Source organism: Pseudomonas sp. Pso3, from assembly GCF_055393275.1.
The window spans coordinates 4,497,709-4,514,392 of record NZ_AP043687.1 but is presented as its reverse complement, the minus strand read 5'-3'; the positions used below and the strand labels follow the sequence as shown (position 1 = coordinate 4,514,392).

General features: G+C 65.4%; 14 protein-coding genes. All 14 read left to right on the top strand.

Features of this window, described 5'->3' with window-relative positions:
- Positions 1-89: 89 nt before the first annotated feature.
- The 14 genes from ACZ5R1_RS21165 to ACZ5R1_RS21100 all read left to right on the top strand — a co-directional run bounded on the left by ACZ5R1_RS21165 (position 90) and on the right by ACZ5R1_RS21100 (position 16,679).
- A complete protein-coding gene (locus tag ACZ5R1_RS21165) occupies positions 90-413 on the top strand; it encodes a thioredoxin family protein (protein ID WP_108581602.1) in 324 nt (107 codons plus the stop codon).
- 146 nt (positions 414-559) lie between these two features.
- A complete protein-coding gene (locus tag ACZ5R1_RS21160) occupies positions 560-2,365 on the top strand; it encodes a phenylacyl-CoA dehydrogenase (RefSeq protein ID WP_027600706.1) in 1,806 nt (601 codons plus the stop codon).
- Positions 2,366-2,552: 187 nt separating this feature from the next.
- Entirely contained in the window at positions 2,553-4,322 is a 1,770-nt protein-coding gene (locus ACZ5R1_RS21155) for an acyl-CoA dehydrogenase C-terminal domain-containing protein (RefSeq protein WP_267397808.1), read from the top strand.
- Between the two features lie 359 nt (positions 4,323-4,681).
- On the top strand, positions 4,682-4,840 hold the full coding sequence (locus ACZ5R1_RS21150; RefSeq protein WP_007159763.1) for a YqaE/Pmp3 family membrane protein: 159 nt from the start codon (positions 4,682-4,684) through the stop codon (positions 4,838-4,840).
- Positions 4,841-5,103: 263 nt separating this feature from the next.
- A complete protein-coding gene (locus ACZ5R1_RS21145) occupies positions 5,104-8,640 on the top strand; it encodes a response regulator (protein WP_077171067.1) in 3,537 nt (1,178 codons plus the stop codon).
- 3 nt (positions 8,641-8,643) lie between these two features.
- Entirely contained in the window at positions 8,644-9,462 is an 819-nt protein-coding gene (locus tag ACZ5R1_RS21140; RefSeq protein ID WP_027597501.1) for a CheR family methyltransferase, read from the top strand.
- Position 9,463: 1 nt separating this feature from the next.
- Positions 9,464-10,051: a chemotaxis protein CheB gene (locus tag ACZ5R1_RS21135; protein ID WP_464712668.1), complete on the top strand. Its 588-nt coding sequence runs from the start codon at positions 9,464-9,466 to the stop codon at positions 10,049-10,051.
- Positions 10,044-11,240, top strand: a complete 1,197-nt coding sequence (locus ACZ5R1_RS21130) for a hybrid sensor histidine kinase/response regulator (protein WP_027600709.1) — start codon at positions 10,044-10,046, stop codon at positions 11,238-11,240. Before ACZ5R1_RS21135 ends, ACZ5R1_RS21130 begins: the two co-directional genes overlap by 8 nt.
- 96 nt (positions 11,241-11,336) lie before the next feature.
- Positions 11,337-12,155 carry an NAD-dependent epimerase/dehydratase family protein gene (locus ACZ5R1_RS21125; protein ID WP_044342244.1) on the top strand — a complete coding sequence of 273 codons (819 nt, stop codon included), beginning with the start codon at positions 11,337-11,339 and terminating at the stop codon, positions 12,153-12,155.
- An 11-nt stretch (positions 12,156-12,166) separates the two neighbouring features.
- Positions 12,167-13,045, top strand: a complete 879-nt coding sequence (locus ACZ5R1_RS21120) for an SMP-30/gluconolactonase/LRE family protein (protein ID WP_464712667.1) — start codon at positions 12,167-12,169, stop codon at positions 13,043-13,045.
- Positions 13,046-13,205: 160 nt separating this feature from the next.
- The gene (locus ACZ5R1_RS21115) at positions 13,206-14,465 is read left to right on the top strand and encodes an acyltransferase family protein (RefSeq protein ID WP_288472650.1); all 1,260 of its coding nucleotides are present in this window, start codon (positions 13,206-13,208) and stop codon (positions 14,463-14,465) included.
- A gap of 58 nt (positions 14,466-14,523) precedes the next feature.
- On the top strand, positions 14,524-15,105 hold the full coding sequence (locus ACZ5R1_RS21110) for a DUF4337 domain-containing protein (protein WP_464712666.1): 582 nt from the start codon (positions 14,524-14,526) through the stop codon (positions 15,103-15,105).
- 135 nt (positions 15,106-15,240) lie between these two features.
- Positions 15,241-15,492 carry a helix-turn-helix transcriptional regulator gene (locus tag ACZ5R1_RS21105; RefSeq protein ID WP_026083668.1) on the top strand — a complete coding sequence of 84 codons (252 nt, stop codon included), beginning with the start codon at positions 15,241-15,243 and terminating at the stop codon, positions 15,490-15,492.
- A complete protein-coding gene (locus tag ACZ5R1_RS21100; protein ID WP_464712665.1) occupies positions 15,492-16,679 on the top strand; it encodes a type II toxin-antitoxin system HipA family toxin in 1,188 nt (395 codons plus the stop codon). Before ACZ5R1_RS21105 ends, ACZ5R1_RS21100 begins: the two co-directional genes overlap by 1 nt.
- Positions 16,680-16,684: the final 5 nt, after the last annotated feature.

Genomic DNA, 16,684 nt, shown 5'->3' with positions numbered 1-16,684 from the left:
CCGCAGGATCGACCCTAGTCCTTTTCCCGTGACCGAGCAGTCCCGCCAGCGACTTGTCCACCGTTGGAACCGACTTCAGGAGCCCCGCCATGACCATGACGACCACCTATGCGGAAAAGGAGCCCGCCCGCGCTGATGTCGACGCCCTGCCGGGTGTCACCCTGCTGGAGTTCGGCGCACCCTGGTGCGGCCACTGCCGCGCCGCCCAGCCGCTGCTGGCCACGGCGCTCGCGGACTACCCCGGCGTGCGCCATCTCAAGATCGAAGACGGTCCCGGCCGCCGCCTGGGACGCTCCTTTCGCGTCAAGCTCTGGCCCACGCTGATCGTCTTCAAGGACGGCCAGGAACTGGCGCGGCTGGTACGTCCGGCGACGGCGGCGGCCCTGGACGAAGCCCTGGCCATGGCGGACTGACCGGTCGTTCCGCTCGTCCTCGCCACGCTTGACAAGGCCAGGCCTGGAACATTAGTTTCAAACGACTGTTTAAACGCCCTGGCGGTAGGTCCGCAGCGACGCCGCCGCCACCCTCGACAACAAGCATTCGCAAAGAGGTAACAGTCATGCCCGATTACAAAGCCCCCCTGCGGGACATCCGCTTCGTCCGCGACGAACTCCTGGGCTATGACGCGCACTACCAGAGCCTGCCCGGGTGCGGCGACGCCACTCCCGACATGGTCTCCGCCATCCTCGAAGAAGGCGCCAAGTTCTGCGAGCAGGTCCTGGCGCCGCTCAATCGCATCGGCGACCAGCAGGGCTGCACCTGGAGCGAAGACGGGGTGAAGACCCCCGATGGCTTCAAGGAAGCCTATGCCCAGTTCGTCGAAGGCGGCTGGCCGAGCCTGGCGCACAACCCGGCCCACGGTGGCCAGGGCCTGCCCGAGTCCCTTGGCATCTCTCTCTCGGAAATGGTCGGCCAGGCCAACTGGTCCTGGGGCATGTACCCCGGCCTGTCCCACGGCGCCATGAACACCCTGGAGCAGCACGGCACCGACGAGCAGAAGCACACCTACCTGGAAAAGCTGGTGACCGGCGAATGGACCGGCACCATGTGCCTGACCGAACCCCACTGCGGTTCCGACCTGGGCATGCTGCGCACCAAGGCTGAGCCGCGTGCTGACGGCAGCTACGCCATCACCGGCACCAAGATCTTCATCTCCGCCGGTGAACACGACATGGCCGAGAACATCGTCCACATCGTGCTGGCCCGCCTGCCCGACGCCCCCGCCGGCACCAAGGGCATCTCGCTGTTCATCGTGCCCAAGCGCCTGCCCGACGCCAGCGGCGCGGCCGGCGAGCGCAACGCCGTGCACTGTGGTTCCCTGGAACACAAGATGGGCATCCACGGCAACGCCACCTGCGTGATGAACTTCGACGGCGCCACCGGCTTCCTGATCGGCCCGCCGAATCGCGGTCTGAACTGCATGTTCACCTTCATGAACTTCGCCCGCATCGGCACCGCCCTGCAGGGCCTGGCCCATGCCGAGGTGGCCTTCCAGGGCGGTCTGAAGTACGCCCGCGAGCGTCTGCAGATGCGTTCCCTGACCGGTCCCAAGGCGCCCGAGAAGCCCGCCGATCCCATCATCGTGCACCCCGACGTGCGCCGCATGCTGCTGACCATGAAGGCCTTCGCCGAAGGCAGTCGGGCGATGATCTACTACACCGCCAAGCTGGTGGACATCCTCAAGTACAGCCAGGACGAAGAGCAGAAGCAGCAGGTCGAGACCCAGCTGGCCTTCCTCACCCCCATCGCCAAGGCCTTCATGACCGAGGTGGGTTTCGAGGCGGCGAGCCACGGCGTGCAGATCTACGGCGGCCACGGCTACATCGCCGAGTGGGGCATGGAGCAGAATCTGCGCGATGCCCGCATCGCCATGCTCTACGAGGGCACCACCGGCATCCAGGCCATCGACCTGCTGGGTCGCAAGGTGCTGATGACCCAGGGTGAATCCCTCAAGGCCTTCACCAAGGTGGTGCACAAGTTCTGCCAGGCCAACGCCGAGAATGCCCAGCTCAAGGCCTTCGTCGAGCCGCTGGCCAAGCTGAATAAGGAGTGGGGCGAGATCACCCTCAAGGTCGGCATGGCCGCCATGAAGGATCGCGAAGAGGTGGGCGCCGCCGCCGTCGACTACCTGATGTACTCCGGCTACTGCTGCCTGGCGTACTTCTGGGCCGACATGGCCCGGGTCGCCGCCGAGAAGCTGGCCGCCGGTACCGAGGAGGCCGCCTTCTACCAGGCCAAGCTGGCCACCGCGCGCTTCTACTATGAGCGCCTGCTGCCCCGTACCCGCGCCCATGCCGAGGCGCTGCTGGCCGGCGCCGGCAGCCTGATGGCCCTGGCCGAGGAAGACTTCGCCCTCGGCTACTAAGGCGTCGTCGCTCCACTGAAAACCCCGCTCCGGCGGGGTTTTCGTCTTTTCGCGGCCGCGAAAAAACCACCAGTAGCAGACCTCCGATCGGCTGACCATCGGGTCAGATCATGAACCTATGTCTCCCTTCCGGTTCGGTCTTACACTCGGGTCATACCGACAAGAACACCTTCCGAGGAGACTCGACATGGCCGACTACACCCCGCCGCTTCGCGATATCCGTTTCGTGCTGGATGCCGTCCTCAAGGTCAAGGACCGCTGGAGTCAGTGGCCCGCCCTGGCCGAGGTGGTGGACGGCGAGACCGCCGATGCCATCCTCGAAGAAGCCGGCAAGCTGTGCGCCCAGGAACTGGCGCCGCTCAATCGCAATTCCGATGAAGAAGGCTGCCACTGGCAAGCCGGTGAAGTGACCACGCCCCAGGGCTTCCGCCAGGCCTACCAGGCCTTTGCCGAAGGCGGCTGGGTGGGGGTTGGTGGGGATCCCGAATACGGCGGCATGGGCATGCCCAAGGTGCTCACCGCCCAGGTCGAGGAAATGATGCACGCCAGCTGCCTGGCCTTCGGTCTCTATCCGATGCTTAGCGCCGGCGCCTGCCTGGCCCTGCACGCCCATGGCAGCGAAGCCCTGAAGCAGGCCTACCTGCCCAATCTCTACAGTGGCCAGTGGGCCGGCTCCATGTGCCTGACCGAGCCCCATGCCGGTACCGACCTGGGCCTGATCCGCACCCGCGCCGAGCCCCAGGCCGACGGCAGCTACCGGGTCACCGGTACCAAGATCTTCATCACCGCCGGCGAGCACGACCTCACCGAGAACATCATTCACCTGGTGCTGGCCAAGCTGCCCGATGCGCCGGCCGGTTCCCGGGGCATCTCGCTGTTCCTGGTGCCCAAGATCCTGGTGGACGAGGCGGGCGCCCTGGGCGCGCGCAACGCCGTGGCCTGTGGCTCCCTGGAACACAAGATGGGCATCAAGGGCGCCGCCACCTGCGTGATGAATTTCGATGGCGCGGTCGGCTATCTGGTGGGCGAGGTCAACAAGGGCCTGGCCGCCATGTTCACCATGATGAACTACGAGCGCCTGGGCGTCGGCATCCAGGGCCTGGGCTCGAGCGAGCGCTCCTACCAGAACGCCCTGGCCTATGCCCGCGAACGCCTGCAGAGCCGTTCTCCGGCCGGCATCCAGCAGGCCGCCAAGAACGCCGATCCCATCATCGTCCACCCCGATGTACGGCGCATGCTGCTGACCATGAAGGCCCTGAACGAAGGTGGCCGGCTGTTCTCCAGCTATGTGGCCCTGCAACTCGACACCGCCAAGTACAGCCCCGAGCCGGCCGAGCGCGAACGCGCCGAAGCCCTGGTGGCGCTGCTCACCCCGGTGGCCAAGGGATTCCTCACCGATCTCGGCCTGGAACTCTGCGTCGCCGGCCAGCAGGTGTTTGGCGGCCACGGCTATATCCGCGAATGGGGCCAGGAGCAGCTGGTGCGCGACGTGCGCATCACTCAGATCTACGAAGGCACCAACGGCATCCAGGCCCTCGACCTGGTCGGCCGCAAGCTGGCCGGCAGTCGCGGCGCCCTCTATCGGCCCTTCAGCGAAGAGGTCCATGGCTATCTCGCCAGCCTGCCGGCGGACAACGAATTCGCCGCGCCCCTGCGCCAGGCCCTGGATCAGCTGGACGGCGCCACCGAGTGGCTGCTGCAGGCCGGCGCCAGCGACCCCCATGAACTCGGCGCCGCCTCGGTGGACTACCTGCACCTGTTCGGCTATGTCGCCTATGCCTATCTCTGGGCACGGGCCGCGGCTGCCGCGGCGGAGCAGGACGCGGCCTTCGCCGAAGCCAAGCTGGCCACCGCACGCTTCTATTTCGCCCGCCTGCTGCCGCGCACCCTGAGCCTGGCGGCCGCCGTGCGCAGCGGCGCCCAGCCGCTCTACGCCCTGGCCGAGGAGGCCTTCTAAGCCGTTGACAGAAAAGGTGAAAAGCCATGTCGTGTAAGCTTTGGCTTACATGACGTCGCCGCGATAAGCCATCGCCTACACCCGGGTAGCTGCGTAATCTACACCCATCGGATCGCGGTACAGGATGTACCCAGCGCTCCAGATGACTTCAAGGAAATGTGGCCAGGATGGCCCCCCGGCAAGGATGTCGGGCAGAGACTTACAGGGATAGATGGCCAAGGATTGGCGGCCCGACAAGGATGTTGGGTCAAGTCTGCGAAACCCCGCTTCGGCGGGGTTTTTTATTGCCTGCCGGAACCTGATTCAGGCCCTGTCAGTCTTAGAGGCATCTTCTTGCCTGCCTGCTACTGGAGCCTGAAATGGACCTCATCCGCCTCATCTTCGCCATCATCCTGCCGCCCGTGGGCGTCTTTCTCCAGGTCGGCTTCGGCGGCGCCTTCTGGCTGAACATCCTGCTGACGCTGCTGGGTTACATTCCGGGTATCATCCATGCCGTCTGGGTGATTGCTCGTCGCTGAACCCACGGCCGGATCGCGGCCCCGGTGCCGCAATCGACTGGCTGACCCAGGGGTCAGCGCCAACCGAAGCGGCAGGGGCTTGAGGGCAAGAGGTCCGCGCTAGGCGAGGGCGCTTCCTGCAGCCCTGTTCGAGGCCTGCCGGCCCACCACACCGGTATCCTTGATCGACCGCCGGTGGTGCCACGGTCAGTGACGACACCCCTCCGCAGGCCGAGGCTTTGCCGTCGCCGACCGTTTTGTCCCGTACAAGGCTTTCAGACCCCATGAATCGCGAGTCGCCCCTCGATCAGAAGCACTTCAGCCAGATCCTCAAGCGCAACCTCTCCCTGCCTCTGAGCATCGGTGTCTTCAGCGCGATCTTCTTTATCGCCATCATCTATTACCTGCTGAAGGTCACCCAGTGGGTCGAGCACACCGACCGCGTCATCAGCGAGGCCAATGCCAACTTCCGCCTGGTGGTCGACCTGGAAACCGGGATGCGCGGCTATCTGCTGAGCGGCAATACTGCCTTCCTGCAGCCCTATGAACGCGCGCTGCCCAATGTCGAGCCGCAGCTCGATGAGTTGAAGAATCTGGTCAGCGACAGTGCCGTGCAGATCCGGCGCCTGGAACGGATCGAAGCGGTGCATCGCGAGTGGCGCGACTATGCGAGCCGGGTGATCGATGCGCGGCGGTTGGGTGGCGATTTCCAGACGCCGCTGAACGATGGCCAGGGCAAGAATCGCATCGACAGCATCCGCCGCGACTACACCGATTTCATCGCCTACGAAGAGCAGATGCGCGCCGAGCGCACCGAGACGGCCAGTCGCATGACGGTGATCTTCGTCGCCGCCTTCCTCATCGTCAGCCTGCTGCTGTCGGGCATCATGGCCTTCTTCGGGCGCCGTGAGCTCATGCGACTCTCCGCGACCTATACCCGGCTGCTCGATCAGCAGGCCGAGCACACCGACAATCTGGAACGGCAGAGCTGGTTCCGTTCGGGCCAGAATCAGCTGTCGGAAGCCGTCATCGGCCAGGCGTCACTGGCGCCCTTGGGGCAGAGCATCCTGCAATTCCTGGCGCGCTATCTCGGCGCTGCGGCCGGCGCCCTCTATGTGCGGCTCGACGACGGCAGTCTGGAGCGCGTCGCCGACTACGCCCTGGACGACGAGGGCCGTCGTCGGCGCCAGCGCCTGGCGCCGGGCGAGGGGCTGGCCGGTCAGGCGGTGCTGGACGGTCGCGTCATGGCGCTGGAGCAGTTGCCCGCCGACTACCTCAAGGTCAATTCAGCCCTGGGTGAACGCCAGGCCAGCGCAGCGCTCATCGTGCCCATCGAGAACGACGGCCGGGTCAATGGCGTGGTCGAGCTGGGCTTCCTGCGTGCCCTGCGCCCGCAGGACGAGGAACTGCTGACCCTGATCGCCGATTCCATCGGCTCCTCGGTGGAAGCCGCGCGCTATCGCCAGCGCCTGCAGCAGGTCCTGGCGGAAACCCAGCAACTCAACGAAGAACTCCAGGTGCAGCAGGAAGAACTGCGCACCGCCAACGAAGAACTGGAAGAGCAGTCCCAGGCGCTCAAGGAATCCCAGGTCCATCTGGAGCAGCAGCAGGCGGAGCTGGAGCAGACTAACGAGCAGCTCTCCGAACAGGCCCAGGAACTGCTGCAGCAGCGCGACGTGCTGGACGACCGCAACAATCGCCTCAACGAAGCCCAGCAGATGCTGGAAGACCGGGCGCGCGAGCTGGAGCGGGCCAGTCAGTACAAGTCCGAATTCCTGGCGAACATGTCCCACGAACTGCGCACGCCGCTGAACAGCTCGCTGATCCTCTCCAAGCTGCTGGCCGACAACCCGGCCGGTAACCTCAGCGGCGAGCAGGTGCGCTACGCCGAATCCATCTATTCGGCGGGCAATGACCTGCTGACCCTGATCAACGACATCCTCGACATCTCCAAGGTCGAGGCCGGCATGCTGGAGATCCGCCCGGAGCAGATGTCCGTGCGCCGCCTGGTGGAAGCCCTGAAGACCGCCTTCGAGCCGGTGGCCCAGAACAAGGGTGTCGCCTTCGTGGTGGAGCTGGACGCGCGGATGCCGCCGGCCTTCTTCAGCGATCGCCAGCGGGTCGAGCAGATCCTCAAGAATCTGCTGTCCAACGCCTTCAAGTTCACCGAGCACGGCCAGGTGACCCTGCGCCTTTCGCTGGAAGACGGCCAGCCCAGCTTCGCGGTGAGCGATACCGGCATCGGCATCGCCGCCGAGCAGCAGGAGCTGATCTTCGAGGCCTTCCGCCAGGCGGATGGCGCCATCACCCGTCGCTATGGCGGCACCGGCCTGGGGCTGTCGATCTCCCGTGACCTGGCACTGCTGCTGGGCGGCACCCTGAGCGTCACCAGCCAGCCGGGGGAGGGCAGCACCTTCACCCTGCGCCTGCCGCTGGAGTATCAGGAAGCCGCTGCGCCTGCTCTACCCATCACCCCGGTTACCGCCCCTGCCGCGAACACCGCGCCGGCCGCGGCATCCGCGCCCCTGCCGGCCCTGGCCGCCACCCCGCGTCCGCCGGCTGCACCGCCGATCACCGAGGCGGCGGCTCCCGTGGGAGCGGCCTTCGCCGACGACCGGGACGACTGGCCCTATCCGGATCGCCGGGTCCTGGTGATCGAAGACGAGGTGCCCTTCGCGCAGATCCTCTTCGATCTGGCCCACGAGCTGAAATACAGCTGCCTGGTGGCCCATCGTGCCGAGGAAGGCTTCGCCGCGGCCCTGGAATACCGTCCGGACGCCATCCTGCTGGACATGGGCCTGCCCGATCATTCCGGTCTCACGGTGCTGGAACGGCTCAAGGAAAACCCGCTGACCCGCCACATCCCGGTGCACGTGGTCTCGGCCTCGGATCGCATCGAGACGGCCATGCACATGGGCGCGGTCGGCTACGCCATCAAGCCCACCACCCGCGACGAACTCCGCGAGGCCTTCAATCGCCTGGAAGCCAAGTTCGCCGCCGGCATCAAGCGGGTGCTGCTGGTGGAAGACGACGCCCTGCAGCGCGACAGCATCGCCAAGCTGATCGGCGACGTGGACGTGGAGATCACCGCGGTGGAGATGGGCAGCCAGGCCCTGGAGCTGCTGCGCGACGAGGTCTACGACTGCATGGTCATCGACCTCAAGCTGCCCGACATGGAAGGCGGCGAGCTGCTCCAGCGCATGGCCAGCGAAGACATCTGCTCCTTCCCGCCGGTGATCGTCTACACCGGGCGCAGCCTGACCCGCGACGAAGAGGCGGCGCTGCTCAAGTATTCGCGCTCCATCATCATCAAGGGCGCGCGCTCGCCCGAACGGCTGCTCGACGAGGTGACCCTGTTCCTGCACAAGATCGAGGCCGACATGCCGCTCGATCGCCAGCGCATGCTGGAAAGCGCCCGCAGCCGCGAGAAGGCCTTCGACGGCCGCACCCTGTTGCTGGTGGACGACGACGTGCGCAACATCTTCGCCCTCACCAGCGCCCTGGAGCAGAAGGGCGCCAAGGTGGAGATCGCCCGCAACGGCCTGGAGGCGCTGGAAAAGCTCGACAACAGCGACACCATCGACCTGGTGCTGATGGACATCATGATGCCGATGATGGATGGCTACGAAGCCATGCGCGAGATCCGCAAGCGACCGCACATGAAGAAGCTGCCGATCATCGCCATCACCGCCAAGGCCATGAAGGACGACCAGGAGCGCTGCCTCGCCGCCGGCGCCAGCGACTACCTGGCCAAGCCCATCGACCTGGACCGGCTGTTCTCGCTGATCCGCGTCTGGATGCCGTCGCTGGAGCGGCTGTAGGTCATGAGCGAACGGCTGCAGGACATCGAGCTGAGGTTGCTGCTGGAAGGCATCTTCCTGAGGTACAGCCACGACTTCCGCAACTACTCCAAGGCCTCGCTCAAGCGCCGGGTGCTGCAGGCGCTGACGCGCTTCGACTGTCCGAGCATCTCGGCGCTGCAGGAGCGGGTATTGCGCGATCCGGCGCTGTTCGCCGAGTTGCTGCAATTCATCACCATCCCGGTCAGCGAGATGTTTCGCGATCCGGGCTACTTCCTTGCCCTGCGCCAGCAGGTGGTACCGGTCCTGCGCACCTATCCCTCGCTCAAGGTGTGGATCGCCGGCTGCAGCACCGGCGAGGAAGTCTTCTCGATGGCCATCCTGTTCCAGGAGGAAGGGCTGCTTGACCGCACTCTGTTCTATGCCACCGATATCAATCCGCGCTCCATGGAAAAGGCCCGCCAGGGCATCTTTCCGCTGGAGCGGATGCGCGCCTACACCGCCAGTTACCAGAAGGCCGGCGGCACCCGGGCGTTTTCCGACTACTACACCGCGGCCTACGACGGCGCGCTGTTCGACAAGTCGCTGATCGCCAACGTGACCTTCGCCGATCACAGCCTGGCCACCGACAGCGTCTTTTCCGAGACCCAGCTGGTGTCCTGCCGCAACGTGCTCATCTACTTCAACAAGAATCTGCAGAATCGGGCGCTCGGGCTGTTCCACGAGTCCCTGAGCCACCGCGGCTTTCTCGGCCTGGGCAGCAAGGAGTCGCTGGACTTCTCCGCCTATGCCAACCACTTCGAGCCGGTGGTGAAGCAGGAACGGCTGTTCCGCAGGCTCTAGCATGTTCCCGCCCCGCAAGCCGTTGCGCCTCATCGTCATCGGAGCCTCTGCCGGCGGGCTGCAGGTCCTGCTGCGCCTGCTCTCGACCCTGCCGGCCAGCTACCGCCTGCCGCTGGCCGTGGTGCTGCACCTGCCGGACGATCGCACCTCGCGCCTGGCCGAGCTGTTCCAGGCGCGCTTGGCCCTGCGGGTGCGCGAGGCCGAGGATAAGGACGCTATACTGCCGGGCACCCTGTATTTCGCGCCGCCGGGTTATCACCTGCTGGTAGAGGATGACTTCACCCTGTCGCTGTCCCGCGACGAGCCGGTGCAGTTTTCCCGGCCGTCCATCGATGTCCTGTTCGAAAGCGCGACCGACGCCCTGGGCGAGCAGGTCTGCGGCATCCTGCTGACCGGTGCCAACCATGACGGTGCCAGTGGCCTGCACGCCCTGGCGCAGAACGGTGGGGTCACCGTCGTCCAGTCGCTGCAATCGGCCGAGGTGCCGACCATGCCCGAGGCGGCCTTGAAGAGATTCCACCCGGATTTCGTGCTGGATGTGCCGGGCATCCATCTATTGCTCATCGAGCTGGAACGCGACCATGGCTGAAGTACCCGTCGAACAGGCGAAGCTCCTGCTCGTAGACGACCTGCCGGAAAATCTCCTGGCGCTGGAAGCCCTGCTGCGCAGCGAGGCGCTGGAGATCTTCCAGGCCAGCTCCGCCGAGGCCGCGCTGGAGCTGCTGCTGATGCACGAATTCGCCCTGGCGATCCTCGATGTGCAGATGCCGGGCATGAACGGCTTCGAACTGGCGGAGATGATGCGCGGTCTGGAAAAGACCCGGCACATCCCCATCGTCTTCGTCAGCGCCGCCGGCCGTGACCTCAACTATGCCTTCAAGGGCTACGAAAGCGGTGCGGTGGATTTCCTGCACAAGCCCCTCGATGTCCATGCGGTGAAGAGCAAGACCCGGGTGTTCGTCGACCTCTACTGGCACCGCAAGCGCCTGGCCGAGCAGCTGGTGGCCCTGGAGCAGAGTCGCCAGGAGCAGGAGATCCTGCTGGCCGAGTTGCGCCAGACCCAAGTCGAGCTGCAGCAGGCGGTGCGTACCCGTGACGACTTCATGTCCATGGTCTCCCACGAACTCAAGACGCCGCTCAACACCCTGATGCTCGAAGCCCAGCTGCGCCGCATGTACCTGGACAAGGGCAAGCTGGAAGCCTTCACCCCCGACAAGCTGGCCGGCATGGCCGAGCGCGACGAGCGGCAGATCCAGCGCCTGGTGCACCTGATCGACGACATGCTCGACATCTCGCGCATCCGCACCGGCAAGCTGTCGATTCGGCCCTCGCAGTGCGATCTCGCCGCCCTGGTCAACACCGTGGTCGACAGCTTCGCCTCGCAATTCGCCGCGGCCGGCTGTCCGGTGGAGTTGCACGCCGAAGGCCCGGCGCCCGGTTACTGGGACGAATTCCGCATCGAGCAGGTGATCACCAACCTGCTGACCAATGCCATGAGATACGGCGCCGGACGTCCGGTGGAGATATCCCTGCGCAGCGACGGCGCCGACGTGGAGCTGAGCGTCAAGGACCATGGCATCGGCATCCCCGTGGAGCACCAGGCGCTGATCTTCCGCCAGTTCGAGCGCGCCAGTGGCACCGAGAACATCGCCGGTCTGGGCCTGGGCCTCTATATCGCCGACCAGATCGTCAAGGCGCACCACGGCAGCCTGCACGTGGAAAGCATCGCCGGGCAGGGTGCGACCTTCCGCCTGCGGCTGCCCTGTCTGCCGGCCTAGGTAGCATTGACAGGACCCCGGGCGCCCGCGAGAATCGCGAAAAGAGGTGAGATGTCGTACCTCTTGCCAGATAACTCCATAAGAAGGCGCCCGCTCATGTCCGAAGTCTCCTCGTCACCCTTCCATCGACTCCTGCTCACTGGTGCTGCCGGTGGCCTGGGCAAGGAGTTGCGCCAGCGGCTCAAGCCCCATGCCGAGATCCTGCGGCTGTCCGACATCGCGCCGATGGCTGCGGCCGAAGGCCCGGCGGAAGAGGTGGTGACCTGCGACCTGGCGGACAAGGCCGGCGTTCATGCGCTGGTGGAAGGCGTCGACGCCATCCTGCACTTCGGCGGGATTTCCACCGAGCACGCCTTCGAGCCCATCCTCGAAGCCAACATCCGTGGCACCTTCAACCTCTATGAGGCCGCGCGGCGCCACGGGGTGAAGCGCATCGTCTTCGCCAGCTCCAACCATGTCATCGGCTTCTATCGCCAGGATCAGCGCATCGACGCCAGCGTGCCTCAGCGTCCGGACAGCTACTACGGCCTGTCCAAGGCCTTTGGCGAGGACCTGGCGTCCTTCTATTTCGATCGCTATGGCATCGAGACGGTAAGCATCCGCATCGGCTCCTCCTTCCCCGAGGCGCAGAATCGCCGCATGCTCGCCACCTGGCTGAGCTATGAAGACCTGACCGACCTCATCCTGCGCAGCCTGACCACGCCGGACGTCGGCCACACCATCGTCTATGGCGCCTCCGCCAACCGTGACAGCTGGTGGGACAACCACCTGGCCGCGCACCTGGGCTTCCAGCCCAAGGACAGCTCCGAGCCATTCCGCGCCAAGGTCGAAGCCCAGCCCATGCCGGCAGCGGACGATCCGTCGATGGTCTACCAGGGTGGTGCCTTCGTCGCCACCGGTCCCTTCGACGATTGAGGAGGGCCGCCATGACTGCCGAATTACTCGTCGATGCCCGCAACGCCACCGGTGAGTGCCCGGTCTGGCAGGTCGCCGAACAGGCGCTCTACTGGGTCGATATTCCGGCCAAACGGCTGCACCGCTGGACCCCGGCCGGTGCCCTGGACAGCTGGAGCGCACCGGAAATGCTCGCTTGCATCGCCGCCCGCGAGGGTGGCGGCTGGCTCGCCGGTCTGGAAAGCGGGCTCTTCGCCCTGCAGGCCGAGGCTTCCGGCCAGCTGAGCGGCGAACGCCTGGTCGCCCTCCACCATGCCCAGCCGGCCATGCGATGCAACGACGGTCGCTGCGATCGCCAGGGCCGCTTCCTGGTGGGCACCATGGTGCAGGACATGGCCCAGGGCGCGCCGGCTGGACGCCTCTACAGCCATACCGCGGGCGAGGGCGCCCGGCTGCTGCTGGACGACCTTATCGTGCCCAATGGCCTGGCCCTGAGCCCCGATGGCCGCACCCTCTATCTGTCCGACTCCCATCCCAGCCGCCAGCTGATCTGGGCCTTCGACTACGATCCGGATACCGGCACACCCAGCAACCGGCGGCTGTTCGTCGACATGAACGCCCGTCCCGGCCGACCCGATGGCGCCGCGGTGGATGTCGACGGCTGTTACTGGATCTGCGGCAACGACGCCGGCCTGATCCACCGCTTCACCCCCGACGGCCGCCTGGATCGCTCCCTGAGCGTACCGGTCAAGAAGCCGGCCATGTGCGCCTTTGGCGGGCGCAATCTGGATACCCTGTTCGTGACCTCCATCCGTCCGGGGGGCGATCTCAGCGATCAGCCGCTGGCGGGTGGACTCTTCGCCCTGGATCCCGGGGTTCAGGGGTTGCCGGAGCCTGCGTTCGCCGGGTGAATCAATCCCGGTTCAGGGACCGCAGGGCTTCCAGGCTGCGGAGTCCTGAGCGGTGCATGGCGACCTTGGGAAACCAGTTGTCATGCTTTTGTCATGAAGATCGGCAGGGGTCCTGCCCGGGCGGCTTATAATCAGATTCTATCCGCCGTAATTCGCCGCCATGACCTCTTCAACCGAAAGCCGCCCCACCGCCCGTTACTACGGCCTGGAATGGCTGAGATTCCTCATGGCGCTGTACATGGTCGTCTACCACCTGGGCGGGCTCTACAGCGATCTGCCGGACGCCTTCCGCCGGCTGGCCGGCATGGGCTTCTTCGCCACCAGCACCTTCTTCCTGCTGTCGGGCTTCCTGCTGGCCCATGTCAGCCTGGATCGCCAGGGCGCGCTCAAGGGCAGCTCCCGCGGCTTCGTCCTGCGGCGGCTGTGCAATCTCTATCCCATCCACCTGCTGACCCTGCTGGTCGCGCTGGGGCTGTCCTACTGGCTGTCCCAGGATTCCTGGCTGGAACACGGGGTGCCGGTCTACTACAACCAGCACCCCTATCTGCAGCTGGAAGAGGGCAGCGAGCTGGACGAGATGCTGCCGCTGTCCTGGCTGGCCGCCACCACCCACGTGCTCCTGCAACTGCTGCTGTTGCAATCCTGGGAGCCACGCTTCCTCTGGCTCAACGGCGCCGCCTGGTCGATCTCGGCGCTGCTGTTCTTCTACCTGCTGTTTCCGCTGCTCGGTCCGCGGCTGATGCGCCTGCGCCGCTGGGCCCTGGCCGCCGCCGCGCTCTGGGGGCTCTATCTGCTCGGTCCGCTGGTGGCCACCTGGGCCCAGGCCTTCGATACCGTGACGGTGGGCGTCATCCACCGCAATCCGCTGATCCGCCTGCCGGAATTCCTGCTCGGCATCCTGCTCTATCGCGCCGTTCAGGAGCCCTGGGTGGCCGAGACGACCCAGCGCCTGCGCCTGCCGCTGCTGCTGTTCGGCCTGACCGGCCTGTGGCTGGGCGCCCTGCTGCTGGAAGGCGATGGCCGCCGCTGGTTCTACCTGGTCCACAACGGCCTGCTGACACCCTTCCAGGCCGCGGTGCTGCTGGCCTGCGCCACCTTCGGCGAACCCGGTCGCGCCGGTGTGCGCCGCCTGGCCCAGCGTCTTGGCGAGGCCTCGCTGTGCATCTTCGCCGTCCACACCCCGCTGATCGGCGTGCTCGAACCCTGGACCCGCACCCTGCTGGGCTGGATGCACCTGGCCGGCGACAGCCTCGAAGACCTGGCCGAAGACGTCGGCGAGGCGCTGGCGCTGCCCATCCCCATTCCCGGCTGGATGCTGCCGCTGCACCTGGTGCTCATCGTCCTGCTCGGCCTGGCCATGCAGCGCTGGGTAGCCGGTCCGCTGCGACGTTGGTTGCAGGCGCGCTTGCCCCAGTCTTAAGGAGGCGTTAAGTAGACCCGGCTAGCCTCGCCGCAGGAATCCGCAGCGGAGCTGAGCCTTGTCCAGCGAATACGAAGTCCACGGCCCCCACGACCATGAGGTGGAACACGCCGCCCATGGCGCCCATCGTCGCGACAGCCTCACCGGCCGCATCGCCGTCACCACCGCCATCCTGGCGACGCTAGGCGCCCTCTGCGCCTACCAGGGTGGCAACGCCGAGAGCCTGGCGCTCTACTACAAGAACGAAGAAGCCATCGCCAAGACCGAAGCCGCCAACCAGTGGGGCTACTACCAGGCCAAGGGCGAAAAACAGAACCTTGCCGACCTCGGCGCCGCGCTTGTGACCAACCCCGACACCGCCCAGCGCTTCATCCAGGACAGCCAGCGCTACGCCCAGCAAAAGGCCGAGATCCGCACCAAGGCCGAAGCCTTGGAAGCCAAGGTCGACGCCAACGAAGCCCTGAGCGAAACCCAGCTCCACCGCCACCACCGCTGGGCGCAGGCCACAATGCTAATGCAGGTCGCCATCTCCCTGGCCGCCATCACCCTGCTGACCCGGCGGCGCTGGCTGCAGGCGGCGGTGTATGGGGTGGCGGGGGGAGGAGTGGCGGTTGGGGTGTTGGCGTTGCTGCACGTCTAGCCATTCAGGTGATGCCAGAGAGCGACCACCAGGCACGCAAAAGGCACGTCTTGCCACAACGATAGAATTGGCTTTACTGGAAGCTTCAGGTTCCGTATACGTTACAAACCATCAAATTTGTTACGTATGCAGAACATGGATAGCGAGCTGATCAGCCAACGTCTCGGCAGCCAACTCCGCCAGCGGCGCCTTAATCGAGGCCTTACGCAAGCAAGCCTCGCCGAGCTGGCAGGCCTTACCCGGCAAAAGATCATCGCCGTGGAGCGAGGAGACTCCCGTGTCGGTATGGCAGCCTACGCACGAGCGCTCGCAGCCTTGGATTGCGAGCTGGCAATAATCCCTGCCGCCTTGCCGACCTTGGACGAGATTCAGGGGGTATTCGACTGATGAAGACTCGGCTGCGCGTCGCAACCCCTGCAGGCGGGAGCGGAGCGCTCATGGCTCAGGATGGCGACTACCTGTTCCGCTACCAGGACGATGCTTCGGCAAGGGCTGCCATCAGTCTGCTGATGCCGGTGCGCCTGGATGACTATCGCCGCCGCGAACTGCATCCGATCTTCCAGATGAATTTGCCGGAAGGCTATGTACTGGAGCAGCTACGCAACAGGTTGGCCAAGCTGGTACCTCTGGATCCCATGGCTCTGCTGGCCCTGACAGGCAGTAGTTCGCCCATCGGTCGCGTGACGGTGACATCGCCTGAGATCGATACACTGCTGGAGCGCCAGCGCTTTCCAGGCGAACGGCTCAGCGAGATTCTCGCCTGGGATGGCACGGAAGACCTGTTCGTCGAGTTGGTGGATCGCTACATCCTGCGCGCCGGTATCTCCGGCGTACAGCCCAAGGTCCTGGTGCCCGAGCGGGAGGATGCCCGCTTCACCTCGAGAACCGCCGAGTTGATCATCAAGAGTGGTCGAGACGAATTTCCGGGCCTGGCGATCAACGAATACCTCTGCATGTCCGTGGCCCACGAGTCAGGCATTCCGGTGCCGGAATTTCACCTTTCCAGCAACGCCAAGCTATTCGTCATGCGCCGGTTCGACCGCGACGAACATCTTGAACCTCTCGGCTTCGAAGATATGGCTGCCCTGATGGGGCTGGCAGCAGAGCAGAAGTACAGCAAGAGCTATTCGGCGATCGCCAAGGCCATCCGCCTGTTCTGTGCGCCCGAACATGTCCGCTCTTCGCTGGCGCAACTCTTCGCCACGGTGAGCCTGAGCTGCATCCTCGGCAATGGCGATGCGCATCTGAAGAACTTCGGATTGCTCTATGCCGACCCTACCCAGCGCGATGCACGGCTGGCGCCCGCCTACGACATCGTCAACACCACCGCTTACCTTCCCGAGGATGTTCTGGCGCTGGAGTTGATGGGCAACAAGTCGCTGTTTGCCTCGCGCCAGGGTTTGCTGGATTTTGCGGAAGTCTGCGATGTGGAGCGACCAACCGAGATGATTCGCTCCCAGTTGGAGGCGCTGGAGCGGGTCCTAATGCGTGCAACTGACCTTTGCGAGCAGGCGCCACAGATCGTCGCTGCCATCCGGCACAGCGCTGCGCCCTTCGTGCAGACGTTCGGCTAAAGCAC